The 17,878-nt window shown below is 35.0% G+C and carries 19 protein-coding genes and 1 pseudogene; 7 read left to right on the top strand and 13 right to left on the bottom strand.

What is annotated here, in order from left to right; translation table 11 throughout:
* The first annotated feature begins 529 nt into the window (after positions 1–529).
* Positions 530–1,411, top strand: coding sequence for a DMT family transporter (locus AB3M96_RS04735; protein WP_412966424.1), 882 nt, complete (start codon positions 530–532; stop codon positions 1,409–1,411).
* A gap of 170 nt (positions 1,412–1,581) precedes the next feature.
* Positions 1,582–1,998, top strand: a complete 417-nt coding sequence (locus tag AB3M96_RS04730) for a DUF4367 domain-containing protein (protein WP_412966423.1) — start codon at positions 1,582–1,584, stop codon at positions 1,996–1,998.
* A gap of 128 nt (positions 1,999–2,126) precedes the next feature.
* On the opposite strand, the gene AB3M96_RS04725 is transcribed toward AB3M96_RS04730, so the two are convergent.
* Positions 2,127–3,701, bottom strand: coding sequence for a methyl-accepting chemotaxis protein (locus tag AB3M96_RS04725; protein WP_412966422.1), 1,575 nt, complete (start codon positions 3,699–3,701; stop codon positions 2,127–2,129).
* 465 nt (positions 3,702–4,166) lie between these two features.
* A complete protein-coding gene (locus AB3M96_RS04720) occupies positions 4,167–4,448 on the bottom strand; it encodes a hypothetical protein (RefSeq protein WP_412966421.1) in 282 nt (93 codons plus the stop codon).
* A 177-nt stretch (positions 4,449–4,625) separates the two neighbouring features.
* Here AB3M96_RS04720 and AB3M96_RS04715 point away from each other — a divergent pair, with 177 nt between their 5' ends.
* From AB3M96_RS04715 to AB3M96_RS04705, 3 genes and pseudogenes are all read left to right on the top strand, one after another.
* Positions 4,626–5,147: a ferritin gene (locus tag AB3M96_RS04715; protein WP_412966420.1), complete on the top strand. Its 522-nt coding sequence runs from the start codon at positions 4,626–4,628 to the stop codon at positions 5,145–5,147.
* Between the two features lie 35 nt (positions 5,148–5,182).
* Positions 5,183–5,818 carry a peroxiredoxin gene (locus AB3M96_RS04710; RefSeq protein WP_412966419.1) on the top strand — a complete coding sequence of 212 codons (636 nt, stop codon included), beginning with the start codon at positions 5,183–5,185 and terminating at the stop codon, positions 5,816–5,818.
* Between the two features lie 700 nt (positions 5,819–6,518).
* Positions 6,519–7,384 (top strand): annotated as a pseudogene (locus tag AB3M96_RS04705) (AraC family transcriptional regulator).
* Between the two features lie 91 nt (positions 7,385–7,475).
* Here AB3M96_RS04705 and AB3M96_RS04700 read toward each other — a convergent pair.
* Complete coding sequence (locus AB3M96_RS04700) at positions 7,476–7,898, bottom strand: VOC family protein (protein WP_412966418.1); 423 nt, start codon at positions 7,896–7,898, stop codon at positions 7,476–7,478.
* 229 nt (positions 7,899–8,127) lie between these two features.
* On the bottom strand, positions 8,128–8,550 hold the full coding sequence (locus tag AB3M96_RS04695) for a DUF1801 domain-containing protein (protein WP_412966417.1): 423 nt from the start codon (positions 8,548–8,550) through the stop codon (positions 8,128–8,130).
* Positions 8,551–8,862: 312 nt separating this feature from the next.
* Here AB3M96_RS04695 and AB3M96_RS04690 point away from each other — a divergent pair, with 312 nt between their 5' ends.
* Positions 8,863–10,002: a YibE/F family protein gene (locus AB3M96_RS04690; RefSeq protein WP_412966416.1), complete on the top strand. Its 1,140-nt coding sequence runs from the start codon at positions 8,863–8,865 to the stop codon at positions 10,000–10,002.
* Positions 9,999–10,772, top strand: a complete 774-nt coding sequence (locus AB3M96_RS04685) for a YibE/F family protein (RefSeq protein WP_412966415.1) — start codon at positions 9,999–10,001, stop codon at positions 10,770–10,772. The genes AB3M96_RS04690 and AB3M96_RS04685 overlap by 4 nt, the downstream gene beginning before the upstream one ends.
* A gap of 74 nt (positions 10,773–10,846) precedes the next feature.
* Here the strand turns inward: AB3M96_RS04685 and AB3M96_RS04680 are convergent, their stop codons facing one another.
* From AB3M96_RS04680 to AB3M96_RS04640, 9 genes are all read right to left on the bottom strand, one after another.
* Positions 10,847–11,602, bottom strand: coding sequence for a class I SAM-dependent methyltransferase (locus tag AB3M96_RS04680; protein ID WP_412966414.1), 756 nt, complete (start codon positions 11,600–11,602; stop codon positions 10,847–10,849).
* A 71-nt stretch (positions 11,603–11,673) separates the two neighbouring features.
* Positions 11,674–12,309 carry a lysozyme inhibitor LprI family protein gene (locus AB3M96_RS04675; protein ID WP_412966413.1) on the bottom strand — a complete coding sequence of 212 codons (636 nt, stop codon included), beginning with the start codon at positions 12,307–12,309 and terminating at the stop codon, positions 11,674–11,676.
* Between the two features lie 276 nt (positions 12,310–12,585).
* A complete protein-coding gene (locus AB3M96_RS04670) occupies positions 12,586–12,966 on the bottom strand; it encodes a cupredoxin domain-containing protein (RefSeq protein WP_412966412.1) in 381 nt (126 codons plus the stop codon).
* Between the two features lie 281 nt (positions 12,967–13,247).
* Positions 13,248–14,042 carry a DUF2935 domain-containing protein gene (locus AB3M96_RS04665; RefSeq protein ID WP_412966411.1) on the bottom strand — a complete coding sequence of 265 codons (795 nt, stop codon included), beginning with the start codon at positions 14,040–14,042 and terminating at the stop codon, positions 13,248–13,250.
* Positions 14,043–14,328: 286 nt separating this feature from the next.
* Complete coding sequence (locus AB3M96_RS04660) at positions 14,329–14,595, bottom strand: DUF2277 domain-containing protein (protein ID WP_412966410.1); 267 nt, start codon at positions 14,593–14,595, stop codon at positions 14,329–14,331.
* 16 nt (positions 14,596–14,611) lie between these two features.
* Positions 14,612–16,066 (bottom strand): hypothetical protein, encoded by a 1,455-nt coding sequence (locus AB3M96_RS04655; RefSeq protein WP_412966409.1) that lies wholly within the window; start codon positions 16,064–16,066, stop codon positions 14,612–14,614.
* On the bottom strand, positions 16,032–16,583 hold the full coding sequence (locus AB3M96_RS04650) for an RNA polymerase sigma factor (RefSeq protein ID WP_412966408.1): 552 nt from the start codon (positions 16,581–16,583) through the stop codon (positions 16,032–16,034). Before AB3M96_RS04650 ends, AB3M96_RS04655 begins: the two co-directional genes overlap by 35 nt.
* Positions 16,584–16,793: 210 nt before the next feature.
* Positions 16,794–17,279: a nitroreductase family protein gene (locus tag AB3M96_RS04645; protein WP_412966407.1), complete on the bottom strand. Its 486-nt coding sequence runs from the start codon at positions 17,277–17,279 to the stop codon at positions 16,794–16,796.
* 73 nt (positions 17,280–17,352) lie between these two features.
* Positions 17,353–17,757, bottom strand: coding sequence for a hypothetical protein (locus AB3M96_RS04640; RefSeq protein ID WP_412966406.1), 405 nt, complete (start codon positions 17,755–17,757; stop codon positions 17,353–17,355).
* Between the last annotated feature and the right edge of the window lie 121 nt (positions 17,758–17,878).

Here is a 17,878-nt window from a genome sequence, read left to right as displayed (position 1 = left end):
CCCCCTATTTAGTCGAAAAACATGGAAATGGACTAATTTGCTTGTCCTTAACGGTAAGAAATCCCCTTATATCCCCAGAAAAGTGCTATATTCAGTAGACTAACGGGAAAAACTCCGCTTATTTACACAATCAAAGGTTACTCAATTTAAGGATAAGAAAGAATGTCAGCTTCATTTATCCATCAATACCCAAACCAAGCCAATTGATATGCGAATTTTCATTATGATAAAACTTGTTAAAAAAAGGTCGGAATTCAGGCGAGATTTACCGTTTATTTTACTATATCGATCAACAGAAGCAGCCCAATTTAGTTGGAATAGCACCACAAAATAGTGTGTAATTTAATAGAAATCCGAGCAGTTACAATATTATTTAGGCGGAGAGACGACAAATTAGAAAAACTACTTTCTTACATAAGCAGGTCTTTTCCTATTTTTATAGTATATAAAATACAAAGCTTGTTAATCTCCGATAAGCAAATACCCGATGTATTCTTGCAAGACTACAATGAATGGAGTCTAGATAATCATGAGTAGAACTAAATTTATTATATTGTTAGTGATAACAACTGGACTGATGGGTTCATCATTTGCTGTTGGAAAAATCGGTTTGACCTATGTATCACCTTTACTATTAGTCGGCCTACGTTTTACCATCGCGGGTTTACTAATGACATCGGTTGTAGCACTCTTGAAACGACCACATCCCAGGAAACTAACAGAATGGTTGCAAATGATCATGGTGGGTACCTTCCAAACCGCCTTTGTAATGGGGTGTATTTTTCTAAGTTTACGTACTATCTCTGCAGGCGAGTCATCTATATTAACTTTTACTAATCCATTACTTGTCGTTGTTTTTGGTACTCTTTTTATGAAGATGAAATACCGGAAATTACAGTGGGTAGGTGTAGTTGTTGGTTTTTTAGGCGTAGTAATTACCTTAGGCGCAAGTTTAAATCTTCAGAAGTTAGGAACTGTTTTAGGTCTAATGAGTGCCATTTCCTGGGCAGTTGCGACACTATTATTAAAAAGATGGGGTTCAGCTTTTGATACATGGGTATTAACCGCTTATCAAATGCTGTTTGGAGGACTACTCTTATTGTTGATGAGTGCACTGTTTGAGGATATTCATATCGTTTTTGCACCTGCATCTGTGTTTATTATACTTTGGCTAGCAATTATGGCCTCGATTGTGCAGTTCACGATCTGGTTTTATCTTTTACAAAAAGAAGACCCTGGAAAGGTTAGTTCCTTTCTCTTCCTTGCTCCTCTTTTCGGTGTCATTTCTGGTTGGCTTCTACTGAATGAACAACTGCATTTTTCTACATTAGCAGGTGGGAGTATCATTTTAGTCGGGATCTATCTTGTCAATAAACCATCTGTAAAAGGAACCAGGTCTCAGCCGAGTTAACAGCACACTGGCAATATGTGTAAATATATCAGTCCAATTTGGAAAAACTACCATCAAATTCACTTTGGAGGTAGTTGTCATTGTATATACGAGTAATACTTTTTTTCATTCTACTTATTCTTACCCCTTTTATCACTCACGCAAAGGACATCCAGTACAACCACAACAGCATGTCGGTTTCAGAGGTCAACGAAAAAGTCGTCTTTTCTGTCCTTACACCTGATCAGATTCCTGAAGATTGGACCTTAGAAATTAAGACATACCCATCAGAAGAAACTGAACATTACTCTCATTTCCGACTACATTATATGAATAGTAATGACACAAAATTAATGGTTGGTATTGAACAAAGTCCAAGACGATTATTATACGATGATGTTAGAAGAAGTCTCAATGCTGAGCAAATCGATATTAATGAAAGTCAGGGATATTTTTCAAAATGGGGAAACAGCAGCGATGATAAAGGAGAAATTACAGGTGGCTTACTTTGTTGGAAACAGGAAGGTACATATATCGTAATGGATAGTACAGAAATCCCAAAGAAATTGATGATAGAGATTGCAAAGTCAATGAAGGTTGTTAAGTAAAGCTTCGAGGATCTCGAAGCTTTTTATTATCGAAAAAGACTTTCCCATATTCTTAATGTCTACTAAATCTTGAGTTGTAAATTAATTCAATTCGTCTTGAAAGCTCTTTTATGCTTTTTCTCAAATGCCTATTTCAAAATACGAAATTGCTGGTTAATTTTAGATAGTGACTTAGCCAAAGTGTGTAGCCTTAAGCCAATTTCATGGGTGCTCTCCATTTGTCTAATCTGATGTTCGCTTGCAGAAAGCATCCCTTCAGCGCTAGCCAGAGTTTCTTGTGAAACTGAAGAGAAGCTGTCAGCTTGATACTCTAATTTAGGTAAAATACTCTCAATATGTTTCAGTTCATCTTTCATGAAAGATAAATTACTGCTAACTTCAGATATCTCATGCATTAAATTGTCAAATGAAGTTTTAGAATTGCTGGCCATAGATAAATTTGTTTTTATTTTTAAATGCATTTGATCAAATTCCTCGGTAGCATTTATTGTTATGTTCTCCATATTCATGATGGCACGAGTAATGTCTTCCGTCGTTTTCGAAGATTGTTCTGCAAGATTTCTCACTTCATTTGCAACAACAGCAAACCCTTTACCCGCCTCACCTGCTCGTGCCGCTTCAATCGAAGCATTAAGTGCTAATAGTTTTGTTTGTACTGCAATCCCTCTTATCATTCCAACAAGATTTGTAATAGAAAGAGAATATTCCTTTACTTGGCGAATAGTGTTCGTAAGGTGCTCGAAATCTTCACCATATAAATGGATAGCTGAAATTAATGTACCCATAATTTTTTCGCCCTGTTCAGCAGTATGATTCATAGTAGCTGAACTGTTAAATACACGATCCATATTCTTTAACATTTCTTCAATCATCTGCTTCATATCTTGATAACTATTCACACTAGTTTCAGAGCTTGCAGCCGTTTGCTCTGCTCCCAATTTCACTAGATTTATAGCAGAAACTAGCTGCTGTCCACTTACTAAAGCACTTTGTGATGAATCCTTTAGCTCATCCCCAGTGTTCGATAGTTCTTTATTAGTCTCAGATAGTTCATTTATCATCCTCATCATTTGCTCAATCATACTGTTATAGCTTTCATGTAGAGAGGTGATTTCCGGAATATTTGTATGAATTTTAGAGGAGTATTGCAGATCTCCTTCACGGACCTTTCTCATTGTATCTTTAAGATGAGTTAACGGTTTAGTCACTTTTCTCACAAAGAGGCTAATTACAACAGTTGCAATGAGGATGCTAATAGCAATTGCCACTATTGTAGTATATGCCATTTCATTAACTGAATTCATATATGAATCTGTCGGAATGAGAATCACAAACATCCCATTGATCTCTTTCATCTCTTTAAAAGCAATAGTATAATCTTTTCCATTATGTTTTTCATGAATAATGCCTGTTTTTGTTTCCTTAATTAAATTTATTGTTCGTTCTGAAAATTCATAGTTAGAATTATTACTAGATTCAAACGGAATTGCTTTATCATCAGCAATATAGAAAAAATCAGAGGTAATCCCCTCACTTTGAAGCTTTTTTTGTTGCGAGCGGACATTTGTTTCTAGCTGCTGCTTAAAGTAATCTTCATCGCTTACGTATACAAACTTTAAATTTTCTGCTATGTATCCCATTAAATCTGCTTCTCTCTCTAATCTGTTTTCGATTGTTTGCATACCCATATCCTTTGCTTTCAAGTAGGAACTGACTCCTACAGCAACATTGGATACCAAAAGCAAGGCTGCAAACAGAATGAATAATCTAGTACTGAGATTAAGCCTAATACTGGATTTTTCAACTATACTCACTTTAGTACTACTAAACTTTTTTTTACCATGAAAGTTTATGTTAAATACATTTCTCATACCCAAACTTATGCCCCCCGATTTCATAGTACTTCCTACCCATAAGGTTCATTATACAGATTCAATGTAAATCCTATGTAAAGATTACTTAAAGACGTATACTTCAATAGTAATGAGAAAAATGGGGGAATTATCTTCTCATGTATACCCTTTTCGAAGGAATTATTTAAGTGAAAATTAATCTTCCTTAACAATTAAATAAGCTTGTCAAACTATGAAAAAAAATATAAACATGTAAACATGGGGACGGTTCTCGTGTTTCAAAAAAGAAACAAAAGAACCGTACCTGTGATTTACTCATTCTTTTGCCTCTCGATACGCTTTAAGTTGTGTCTTTAATGAAGCGTACACTCCTACCGCAGCATTTCCATAAAAAAAACCCATAAAGACACCAGCCCATAGGTTATTCCGATGAGCAAAGAAAATCGATATAAGTAGTCCAAGTACATTTGCCACACTAGGGACAAAAGGCTTTGAGATTGGAAATATCTTTTTTAGAATTTGCGTTAGTATTACGACTATAGGAACTGCAATCATTGCATCCCAAAAGTTTGTATGTATTGTCGGGAAATTTTCCATTTTCTCACCACATTCTCTTTAATCTACAACATTTTTAGTATTGCTATTTATAAACAGAACTATCAATAAAGTATGGCCATAGCATAAATGGGCTAGTGTAAACACATATACAAGGTACACTTGTGTATTGATTAGATACTATAGACTATAATTTATATTCTATAAGGAGTGTACCCAATGAATGAAGAGCTTCAGAAACTATTAAATAACCTTATTCAGATTGAACATGTTTCAACTACGTTATATCTTGCAATGTCTGCATATATGGGAAGGTTAAACCTAACAGGAATGGCTAAATGGCTACGATTACAATCTGAGGAAGAAAGAACTCACATGCTAAAATTGATCGATTTTGTTGTGGATCGAGATGGTACTGTTCAGTTAAACACTTTACCTGCACAGCCAACCGATTTCGGAACACCACTTGAAACATTCCAAAAAGTGTTAGCTCACGAACAATTTGTAACGAATTCATATCGTCAGGCCTTTAATTATGTAAATCAAGTTGACCCTCAAGCAGCTGTTATCATCCAAGACTTCTTAAGAGAACAAATTGACGAAGAAGCCCAGAGTTTAACAATTGTGAACCGTCTTAAACTTGCTGGTAATAACCCATCTGCTCTTTTATTAATCGATCAAGAACTTGGCGCAAGGACCAATGGTGGTCCAGCTGCAGCTGCTGCACCGGCTGGCGGGTAACCATAAAAACCATCTACTAGTAAATCGTATTCCTAATGGCGGGAGGTGGTAATGTGGAATCTAAAAGACCTGAAGACAGTCTAGGAAACTGTGTTCTTCCTTTTTGTGCACAAACAACAGATGTTGCCCCCTTATTTGTAGCTGAAGCTTACGACAATGTAGAAAAGAAAATAAAAGAAATTCACCTGGAAAGTTACCGTGGAAAATGGGTAGTCTTATTTTTCTATGCAAGTGATTTTACTTTTGTTTGACCGACAGAATTGGCAGCGGTCGCTGCCATTCATGAACAATTTAAGGCTCTAAATACTGAAGTCCTTGCTATAAGTACAGACAGTGTATATTCTCACAAAGTTTTTACTGAGATTTCTCCATCTGCATCAAAAGTGTCGTTTCCGCTTTTAAGTGACCGAACACATAAAATTAGTAAAGCATATAGAGTGCTAAATGAAAAAACTGGAGCAACATTTAGGGCAACCGTTATTATTGATCCAGAAGGAACGATTGTTACTAAATTCATAAATCCTTTGGAAGTCGGTCGTAATGTATACGAAATTTTACGGGTCATCCATGGCATTCAATATAGTAGAAAAACTGGAGAAGGCGTCCCTGCTAACTGGGTTCCAGGTCAACCTGGAATTATTAGGGATCCAAAGTACATTGGTAGGATTTAAGAAAATAAGAAAATCTATTTAAATACAGATAGCAGAGCGAATTTTTTCTCGAATTACTCTGCTATTGCTATTTATTACCGTAAAAAGGACTATCCCCTTTTCTTAAAACCTACTAAATCTTGAATTGTAATTTATTCAATTCCTCTTAAAAATTCTTTTCCACTTTATCAATGTTTCGAGAAATAAATGCCTCTACTTCAGTTGAGATAACTGTATAAAACGGTATGGTTGATGTATCTCCTAATGCATTATAAATATCTGTTATTGTAATCCCTTTGGGAGAAATTTATATACTATATCCGCCATATCTACCCCCATGGGACTTCACAAAATTAGCTGCTGCGAGCTTTGAAAGTAGAAACACATGCAAAAAGCTGACTGATTCCTAAAGAACCAGTCAGCTTTCTTTATTAAGCAGTCTCCACTGCTATCTCCTGTATTGCATGCATTTTTTTCATGACGAATATAGCAATAGGCTTTTTTAGATTTTGAAGCAGTCTAGCTTCCTTGTACATACTAGTCTTGATTTTACCAACTATTTGTGAGCAATATTGGTGACTTTACTGCTTGTAGATTCGTTACGTTTATTAGTAATAAAGGATTATAATAGTGGAAAAAGAATTCCGATAAAGTCCGTATACCAAATATCAAGTCAAAAATAATTGTAACAAGTACTATATAGGTGTAAGGAGGGAAAAACATGTTACAAGAATTCAATCGTTTAATAAATTACATTGAAGCACATTTAACAGAGGATATCTCTGGTAAAGACATATCCAAAATTGTTGGGCTTTCCGATTATCATTTTAAAAGGATGTTTTCGTATATGGCTGGGATGTCACTGAGTGAGTATATCAAAAACAGGAGATTATCCGTTGCCAATGTTGAATTAATAAACGGAGCAAAAGTAACAGATATTTCCTATAAATATGGTTATCAGTCGATTGAAGGATTTTCAAGGGCCTTTCGTGATTGGAGTGGTTTTTTGCCATCAGAAGTGGCTAAAAACAATATTCAAAAATCATTTCCGAAATTTACATTTTATATTGATATTAGAGGAGGAATTTCTCTGGAATTCAAAATTGAAAAAAAGGAAAAATTTAATATAGTAGGTGTATCCAAACGAGTTCCTATTCAATTCGAAGGTGAAAATCAAGCAATCATAGAACTGGCACAATCTATCACCGAACAACAAAGAAATGAAATGCATCAGTTAGCAGATCTGTATCCTCATCAAGTCTTGAATGTGTCCTATAATTTTGATGACGGGCACTTGGAAGAAAAAGGGCATTTAACTCATATGATAGGTTTCGCTACTACAAATGCTAACCCATTTGAGGATTTAGGGGAAATTACGATCGAAGAAAGTCTATGGGCAATCTTCCCGAATCAGGGACCATTTCCCACTACGCTCCAAGAAACGTATGCAAAATTTACTCAGAATGGTTACCATCTTCAGATTACCAAGTAACAAATCTACCTGGCATATCTTTTACAAAGTACAACGGAACATCGGAAAATGTCTATAGTGAAATCTGGATGCCGGTGAAGAAAAAAGGTAGTTAAAAGCTTAGATAAAATCTCCTTAGTAAACAATGGACTGTTCTCTTGTTTAGTAAAGAAACAAAAGAACCGTCCCTGTGATTTATCTTATGTACTAACCTTGGTGACCTTCAGTATAAAATTGGAAGGTTACGCCAAATTTATCTTTAATGACCCCGTAAGCAGGACTAAAACTTGTTTCTGATAGTGGCATTTCAACTTGTCCGCCATCTTGTACAGCTTCAAAAACTTGGCGAGCTTTGTCTGCATTGTCAAATGTAACACAAATGGTCACCAGGTTACCTTCTTGAGCCGGTTGACCTGGGAATGTATCTGAAAACATAATTGCTGACTCTCCAACCCTTATCGTAGCGTGTGCAACAAGGTCTTTTGCATCCTCAGGTAAAGGGAAATCTGGAGAAGAAGGCATTTCACCAAATGTAATAACCCCTAAATTTTCTGCATGAAATACCTTTTCGTAAAATCCAATTGCTTCTCTTGCATTTCCATTTAACTGTAAATAAGGAATAAATCGCATTATTTCAGCTCCTCTGATTTTATTGGAATATTACTCCAACTATTATTATAACCAACAATATCGTAAATTCCACTAAACTTCAGATAATTCAGAACTCTTTTAAAGACGTATGGCTGTTGAAGTGAAAAATGCTTCAATAACAATTTTCGCGAGGTATAATTCAAATCGGAAACAGCAAAAAATAATTACAAAAAGTCAGCAGGAAATGGATAGAACAATCGCAATATTATTATTCGTTCGGATAAAGATTCTGATATGTTTCTACAGTATGTTTAATTAAATCCTTTAAAACATTGGTATTGATATCAGCTACTTTATTAATATAAATACAAGCCTTACTCTTTGTGTGTTTACCAAAGCTTTCTAATAATTTCTCTCTTTCCACACTTTCATAGGCCAAATAAAGACTAATTTTCGCTTTTCTTGGGGAATAACCCACTAAAGGCGCATCCCCTTCACGACCTGATGCATACTTATAATGATAGCTACCGAAGCCTATAATACTAGGACCCCACATTTTTGCTTCAAAGCCAGTTACCTCTTCAAAAATTTCTAATAACTGATGGGCATCTGCCTTCTTATTTTCATTTTCAACACGTTCAATAAATTCAATTACACTATTGTCGGTTTCTTTCATCTTCGGTTCATACATATTTACGGTCTCCTATACAGTAAGTAAATACTGGTTTACATTATTGTCATCATCATCACATTCTAGAATTTAGATCCAGATTCCTGCAAATAAAAGGATAATCATTATTAATGGGGACTTACAAAAGCCCATACATATCTACAATACATATACTATTATAAACCTACTAACTTGTGTTTTAACCTTAACTTTCCTCTCGTATCCTATTTTCAAATCCACGAGTACAAGATAGAATAACCCTCTCTTGACCATTTGAATTTATTCCTGTTATTCTAAATCCATTGTATGGAAGCAAGTTTTGGAGGTTTTTCTTTGAATTTTCTACTGAATACATATAAAAATATATCTCTTAAACAAAAAATCTATTCGATCGTTCTCATTCTTGGATTTATATGTTCACTTATCTTTGTTAACAATAATCATTCATTGTACGACCGTCCTATTGCTGAAGTGATTGAAACAAGTGTAATAGATAAAACTGAAATGATTGATAACTACGAAAATAAAGATACTCTCTTTACGCAGTCTATTATGGCTAAAATTAAAAATGGTGAGTACAAAGGACAAGTCATTCACTTAGTCAATGAATATTCATCCTCGAAGGCCTATGACCATGAGTACCATGTTGGTAATGAGTTATTTGTTTCAATTAATGATAATACAGAGGAAAATGATACAATAACTGGGGCTATTTTAGAAGTTAAACGCGACAAATACCTCCTACTTGTAGCCTGGGTATTTATCTTCATCTTGCTATTAGTAGGAAAACGCCAAGGATTGTTATCGATTATCAGTCTAATTGTCAATGCCGTGATATTATCGTACGCATTAGATATTTATATGAGTCAGGCAGATAACAATTTAATTGTAATATGTAGTGTAAGTGTGATTCTTTTTACAATTATTTCTTTACTGCTAGTAAATGGTTTAAATGAAAAAACATATGCAGCTATTATTTCTACTCTATTGGGTACTTTTGTTTCTCTTCTAATTGCCTACTTTGTTCTATGGGTAACGTCTGAGCAAGGACTTCGATACGAAGAATTACAGTTTATCACCCGCCCTTATAAAATAGTATTTATGGCTGGATTATTCATTGGTTCTTTAGGGGCCGTAATGGATGTAGCCATTACGATGTCATCTTCCATCTTTAGTTTATATGAAAAGAACAACCAAATATCCGTAAAAGCACTTAGTAAGTCGGGATTGGAAATTGGAAGAGATATAATGGGTACGATGACAAATATCTTGTTTTTTGCATATATCAGTGGGTCAATTCCATTACTTATTCTTTATTTTAAAAATGCTTCTCCACTAGGGTTCACTCTTTCAATGAACCTATCATTAGAACTTGCACGGGCATTAGCAGGAGGTATCGGGATTGTGATAACCATTCCTATTGGCCTATATACCACAATCTTTTTCGTGAATAGAAAGAGGGCAAAACTATGAATGTATTGGTAGTATTTGCGTTGATTTTATTCCTATTAATGACTCTTATTGGCGGAAAAAAAGGAGTACGATCGTTTTTAGCATTATTCTTTAATTTTGGTATACTCTTTATTACAATTATTTTTTTGAACGACCCAAATATAAACCCGATTATTTTAACGGTAATTGCTTGTGTAGCTATAAGCTGTATTAATCTTTTCTATATTAACCAAGTAAACACTAAAACGAAAACAGCGTTTCTTTCTACAATCATTTCAATTGTTATCTTATTATTCCTTATCATTATTATTACTGAAAAGACGATGATACAAGGATTTGGTGAAGAAGAAATCGAAGAGCTGGGTATGTTCTCTCTTTATATTGGAATTGATTTTGTGAAAATTGCTGTTTCAGTAATCATCATGAGTACAATCGGAGCAATTACTGACACAGCAATAGCCGTTTCTTCGCCAATGCGTGAAATACATTATCATAATCCACATTTGAGTAGGAGAGAATTATTTAATTCTGGAATAAGTATCGCAAAGGATATACTAGGAACAAGTACAAACACATTGTTTTTCGCCTTTTTTGGCAGCTATTTGGCACTGTTAATTTGGTTCAAGGATCTGTCCTATTCCCTAGGAGAAATTGTAAATTCAAAAATATTCAGCGCTGAGTTGGTCACAATCCTTTGTGCAGGAATAGGAGTAACACTTGTCATTCCGATCACCTCATGGATTACGGCTTATTTTCTAGTGAAGAATCAGAAAAAAAGTAAGACTGTTTAAAGGATTTATTTTGGATCTATGTAAAAAAGCAAGGCATTTTGCACTTGCTTTTTTCGCGGTAAAGGATATAACCCTCACTTTTTAATTGCCCTTGTCGCATAAAAAGTCGGGATATTATGTACATGAAGCTTACCAGAACCATTTGTATCTTGATAGATATCTGTTAGGATAAACCCTGCCTGTAATTGTCCCCCGATTTGTTCTTCAATGGTGTGTGAGAATTGGATTCCCCAGTCATTTTTTATTGAATCTTCATACTGCTGCTCATTCTTCAAAGGATTAAACGGCAGCTTATATTTGACCGTTGTTTCGTCTTCATCAAAAATATAATTTATTCCATTATCTAGCCCGGCTACAAGGATGCCTCCTTTTTTCAACACCCTGTAACATTCCTTCCAAATCGGCAAAACATCTTCAACATAACAATTGGATACAGGATGAAAAATAAGATCGAATGTTTCATCCTCAAAAGGGAATCGTTTTGTCATATCTGCTTTTACTGTTTTAATCTCGTAATTTTCTCTTTTCGCAACTTCTCGTTCACTTTCTAATTGTTTTTCCGAATAATCTAATACCGTGCACTTAGCACCTAATGCAGAAAAGATAGGCATTTGCTGACCACCGCCAGAAGCTAAGCCAAGTACCTTGGCATTCTTCAAATCGCAAAACCATTCCTTCGGTACTGCCTTCGTAGGTGTTAACACCATTTCCCACTCATTATTTTTTGCTTTTTCGAATACCTCATGACTGATCGGTTGACCCCATTGCCATCCTTCCTCAACCCACTTATCAATTGTTTTTGAATTAATTTCTGTATATTCTTTTTCCACAAAAACATCTCCCCAATTGTTTCAATCGTTGTTATACTCAACTCTACATTTGTATCACATATTCTATTAATCTATTTCATATACTCTTCAACTAATTCAAAGCATCTTTCTTCTGTGACATTAGCCAGGACTGACACATATTCTAATTGCTCCATCGTACCACCTTTGAATTTCAAAGAAGCCTCTAATGCCGTATCATCTCTATATGTGATCCACTTCCGTTGTTCTTCTCTCAATTTCTCTATCTCTTCTGAAGTGAGTTGTAACTTAAGAACTCCATAAATTTCATTTAACAGCCCGTCCCATGCTTCCCAGCGTTCATTCTCTACTTTTTTCAATGCATAGGTTGAAGAATCTGCTGGTTCCACTGCTTCTACTTCTAGTTTAGTAGCGTTTAATTTATTGAGATACTCCGCTTTCACCCCGATATAAGTATCAGCTTCTTCAGTTTCATTATTTGATGTTTCAGCTTTTTCGCCTGTATCACTCTTCTCTGTATCCGTTGTATCTGTATCAATGTTTTCTGTACTTTCTTCTGTTGTATCCACATCTGAATTAGTGTCCTTTGTAGTTTCCGGTTCGTTATTATCTTCTTTCTGGGTTTCCGGCGTACCACCTGTTTCATCAGATGAGTCTCCACACGCAGCCGTGAGTAATCCAAATACAACAAAAACCATGACTAGTAACAATTTTTTACTTTTCTCCATAAAATAGCACCTCTCAAATCTATTTACTGAAATAACACATTATTCTATCTCTTATTAACCTTAATATAATTTCAAAATTTGTCAAATAATGTAGAACAATGGAAACCCAACTGATTATTCAAAACCTTTAATACCGTTTATGGCAAAAAGCATGATAAAAAGCGAATATGTAGGAATTTGCTAAGATAAAAGAGTTACTTGAACGTAAAAAATAAAAAAAGGCTTAGACAAATAATTGCTCTAAGCCTTCATAAATCAATACTTTTGTTTTAATGGTCACTTAACTATTACCTCTCCAACCATGCCTTTCTTAAAATGGTATCTACATATAAGCTCATATGTACCCGGTTTTTCCGGCTTCACTGAAATCGATTTTTCTTCTCCTGGTTGTAGTTCGACATCAATAGATAGCTTTTCAACTGTGAAGGTATGTTCTTTCTTTCCTTTGTTTTTCAATAAAAAAGTTGTCGTACTACCACTGGAGATCGTGATAACTTTCGGGTTAAAGTAATCATCGTTCAACTCAACTTCAATCGGATTCATTTTTTGTGTTACGCTATCGAATTTGGCAAATACACTAAATGAGCTAAAAGTTGTCATTAGAACAACTACTGAGAGTAAACCTACCAATCCTCTCAACCACTTTTTCATAGTCATTTTCATCCCTCCTTTCTTATTATTATTTTTTTCTATTACAAGAAAATTATCACCATAATATGAGTTCAACAGCTTAAAAATAAAAAAAGCCCGACTCTATTGAGTTCGGACTCCGTTTTCTATCACAAAAATATCACTCACACAAAAAAATTCATATCAAATTGCAACACAATTACTGCATACCACTTGTCTTTTAAATGGCTCAGTAACTATTGATCTTTTTTCTGCATTACTTTTCCACATTGTACTACAACCCGCAATTGCAAAAGTTAAGTAATGTATTACCTTCTTTTCAGACTAGCTTCAAATAAATCTATTATTTCCAAGAACCTTTCAGCTTCTCTGAAAGTATGATCTGCTAAAAGAGGATGAATATTACTCTTAATACGACAAGCTTCAATTAATTCTCTTGCCGTTTTCTTGAAGTCCCTTAAGGAAGCGACAGAAACTTTATTTTGATCTAAGAATTGTGTGAGAATGGGCTTCGTTTCAGATTGTGGTCTCATTGATTCCAAATCAACAGCTTGAAATAGAAGTTGATCAAAATCATGACTAAATTCTCTCGCCTGGTTAACTAATTTTCTTTCGGACGGGTCTAAGAGGTGTCCGATAAACTTAGCATGATCAGCCATAATTCGTAAGAAGAATACATTTTCTTCAATGATGGCAGCAGGGGATGGGGCTAATTTCCCTTCATTTAGTTCTTTTAAACGATTAGCAAAATATGCAGCTTCTCTGCTAATATGGTCAACTAATAAAGGAAAGTTGTTACTGCCTCTGATTTCACAGCGTAGTGTTAAACCTAAAACCTTTCTTTTGTAACTCCATATTGATACGGCAGCCTGATAAACCTCAGCATTGAAGGCTTGGACTTGGCGCAAATCAGAATTAACAGTAAATCTTGATAACTTCTCTTCAATCCTTTCAAACAATGCAATAAACTGATTGGCTTCATCAATTAATTGCTGTTGTTCATAAGTAAATCCCAAGCTTAAAAACAAGGCATGTTCCTTCATAATCCTAGACCAAAATCTAATTTCGTCTAGTGACCTAGCAACAATAGGATTAGCTGTCATGTTGTCCCTCCTTAGTAGATACACCACTCCCCTTCAAAATATATGATTGATACTTTGTACAAAATACCTACTTAATAATGCAATGGTACTATTATATATAATAAAAACAACTCTATAATCCCATTAACTTGAGCTCTCGAAAACTGGTCTCGTTTTGTGTTTTTACATTTTATTTGATTAAAACAATAGTAGGTTAAAAGCTTCATTCAGTAATAAAGAAAGATCGTCTTTTGTGACGATCTTTAAAATTCATTTCTATTCATTTAGCCCGCAACTCTCACGACGTCTACCCAAACCTTTTGGCAGCCCTTGCTTTTGCCCGCTCAGCCTCTACTTCACGATTACGAGGTTGGGCACTCGTTTCCATTGAATCTACTAATTTTCGAGTAACCGCTGCTATCTCGTTAATCGCTTGATTAAATGCTTCTTCATTCGCCTTGGAGGGCTTATTAAATCCTGTTATTTTTCTAACATACTGTAATGAAGCTGCATATATCTCATCATCGGTTGCTGCTGGTTCAAAATTAAATAATGGCCTAATGTTTCTGCACATTAACAACTCTCCTCTATTATTCGGTACCTTGACGTTTCCAAGGTTCCTCCGTACTTTCTAACCAATGACACCATGCGCTAAAGCTGCCATCAAACTGAAAATAGATTTGTTGAATTTCCGGGAACTTCTCAAATGTTGCGGAATGAAGTGCCTCGAACAGGGATTGTGCTTCGGCACTTGCAGGACTACCTGACAAGAAATCCTTAAAGTCTATTATCACTTTACCATCTTCGTCGATTGAAACTCCATTTAATGAATCCGCATTACCATACTTAATTTTGTTGTCAGTAAATAGCTTCTTTACTTCAGCCTCTAACTCTGGAAATGGCTCTCCAAACGTTTGATAATCATAGCCTATTGTATGCTCTTTTGCTTGTTCCTCTATAAAGCTTTCATACGTTTTCCCTAAGGATACTTCATATAAAGAAATTTGCTCTTTCTCAGGAATTAAAAGATAAATTTGATTTCCATCGGTTTTGATATAATTCTCCACCCTCTGTGGTTTTTCTATAAACGTTTCTACAGGAATACGGGCACCTCCAAGTTTGGTACCTTCACTATTTAACACATACAGATGTGTCTCTGAAAGGGGTGTGAAAACTGGTGGAGTAATGGTCTCCATGTAAAGAATTTGATCTTCTGTGAGCTCCTTTATAGATACATTGCCAAGTCCTAAATCTGATAACAAGGTCAGCTCAGTTTGATTTTCCTGATTGTTAACTAATAACTTACTTTCCTTTTGATTCACACGCTTAAATTGAAACGGAAGGTTTTTATCATTAATAAAATCCATTGTTTCTAGGCTTACAAATTGTTCTTGGTTTTGACCAACAATTATCTCATTATCTTCTAGTTCATATAACGAGTCCGGAAAAAATAAATCAACATTGGATAAATCATAAGTATCTACTAGTTTACCATCAGCCTGAAATTGATACACTTCTTTATCCAAAGAGTTAACCACATAAATATCTTCATTCTTTGTTACTAAAATATCTTGAAGTATTCCCATTGTGTATTGATCTTTCGGTATAGAAATCGATGTTCTCTCTCCATCTTTACTCATAACAACTATTTGTGACCCAGCATCATCTAGCAGATATAAAGTCCCATCCTTGATATCAAAACTAGAAACAGGATTCATTCCATAAGCATTTAGACTGATGTCTCCTTTTTCACTTCCATATTCTATCTGTTTCACTAATTGGATACTGGAGGATTCCTCAACATCAAAAGCAACAGATTCATTTTCAGTCAAAGTAGATAAAATAAGTAAAGGAACGATAAGAATGATAGTTGCTATAGCAAACAAAGGAACAAGATTTACTTTTGGTTTTTTCTTTGTGTTTTCAATGAGTATGCGATTATGTAATTCAGTAACAAATGCTTGATCAGGTTTAAGATTAGGTCTTTGCTTAATTGGATTCAGCAGCTTCTTAGCCTCTTGCGTTAGATCTTCGGTCTGTTTCACTATCATTCACTCCTTCCAACGAATGAAGTTCTCGTTTCAATACTTTCACAGCACGGAAAAAGTCTACTCGTACTTTTAGCTCCGTACAGCCTAAAATTTCTGCAGTCTCCTTTATTGTCATTTCTTGAATTCCTCGTAAAATTAATAAACTACGATAATGTGGTTTTATATGCAGCAGCGCATTTTGAATTTCTTCCCACTTCTCTTTTAACAGGATATGATCATCTATAGACTGTTCTTTTTCATGGGTAGTCAGTTTTTCGATTAAATCTGGTAATCTCAATTTCAACTTCTTTTTCCGCATATGATCAATCGCCGTATGTCTGGCTATCGATAGCAGCCAGTATTTCGCGCGAGTATCATCCTTCAGCTGTTTACGATTCCGGATTGCTTTTATAAAAACTTCCTGAGTAATATCTTCTGCATCCTGTTTATTATTTGAAAAATATAAGGAAAAACGATAAATATCTATGTGATACTCTCTATATAACATATCAATATCTAATTCCTCACTCACTTCATTCCCCCCTTTACTTACAAGTCGGTTTTCAAAACGGTTTGTTTCAAATAAGAATATATTTTTTCTATATTTACCTTCCTTAACCATAATGGGATAGTATCAATCTTGTAAAGCACAGAAAAAGGACCTGCCCATCGATACACTTACATATCAGTGGACAAGCCCTTTTCTTCAGCATACTTTTATACCGAATTCGTTGCGTATTAATTAAGAAATGAACTTAATCTTCTCTTGTATAGATGTTCTTACCTTTGGTTCTTTTATTTCGTCAGGATATCCAACACCAAATACACCAATGACATCATATCCTTCTGGAACTCCTAAAATATCACGGTTCTTTTGAACATTACCCATAGAAGACCAAAATGTACCTACACCATCCGCCCATGCAGCTAAGTTGAAATTCTGTACAAAGCAAGCTGTTGCAATTACATTTTCAGCAGTTTCAACATCTGTTGCGCCATGTCTTGATAAAACAGCAAGAACAACAGGGGCATTAAAGAAGTTTGTTTTATGATTTAATTTCTCTCTTGCCTCCGGACCAACGACATACACTTCCCAAGGTTCGGTCATTCTGTGATTCGGTGCCATTGCTCCTGCTTGTAACCATTTGTTGATTTGCACCATATCAACCTGTTCTTCTTTAAAACTCTTTATATTTCGGCGTGTATTAATTACATCTAATATATTCAATTCAAATTTCCTCCTACGTTATGTAATACGTATATTGCTACAATCGACTTCTATATACATCATAGCTATCTATTTACACTTTATCATGATATTGCATTCGTTTCACAATTGTTTCTTTTAATTTGTTCAACTGTATAAGTTCGTCGGAGAAATAATTAAATGCCTCTTTATTTCTCTCGTCAAGAGCTTGATTAAGCCTAAACTGTATGTAGATATATTTCAAATCAAAATCAACAAGTGAACAAAAGATCTCCTGAAAATAATAGTGTTCAAAGTCATGAATGTTTATGTATACTTGGTACTCCCAGTTGAAATCAATTAAAAAATACCAGCCAAGGCCATCAACATACTTTTTATCTGGTGTAATTGTTATAATGGTCCCTTTTCTTACTTCTATTTTTTTCATTCCTTCACAATGTGTACAGGGACAAACGACTTCCATAACACCCGTTCTCAACATAACAAAGCTATGTTTCATACATTCACCTTCCCTAACGTATCGACCCAGTTTCGGCTATGCATACTTTCTCGGGCAGTTAGACCCGCTCTTATCGACCGAGTTTCAACTACACTCGCTTTCTCAGGCGATTAGACTTCTT

The sequence above is a fragment of the Ferdinandcohnia jepli genome, assembly GCF_047246645.1.
Taxonomy (GTDB): Bacteria; Bacillota; Bacilli; order Bacillales; family Bacillaceae_L; genus Ferdinandcohnia.
Note: the sequence above shows the minus strand (reverse complement) of the source record. Positions and strands in the feature narration are given on the sequence as shown.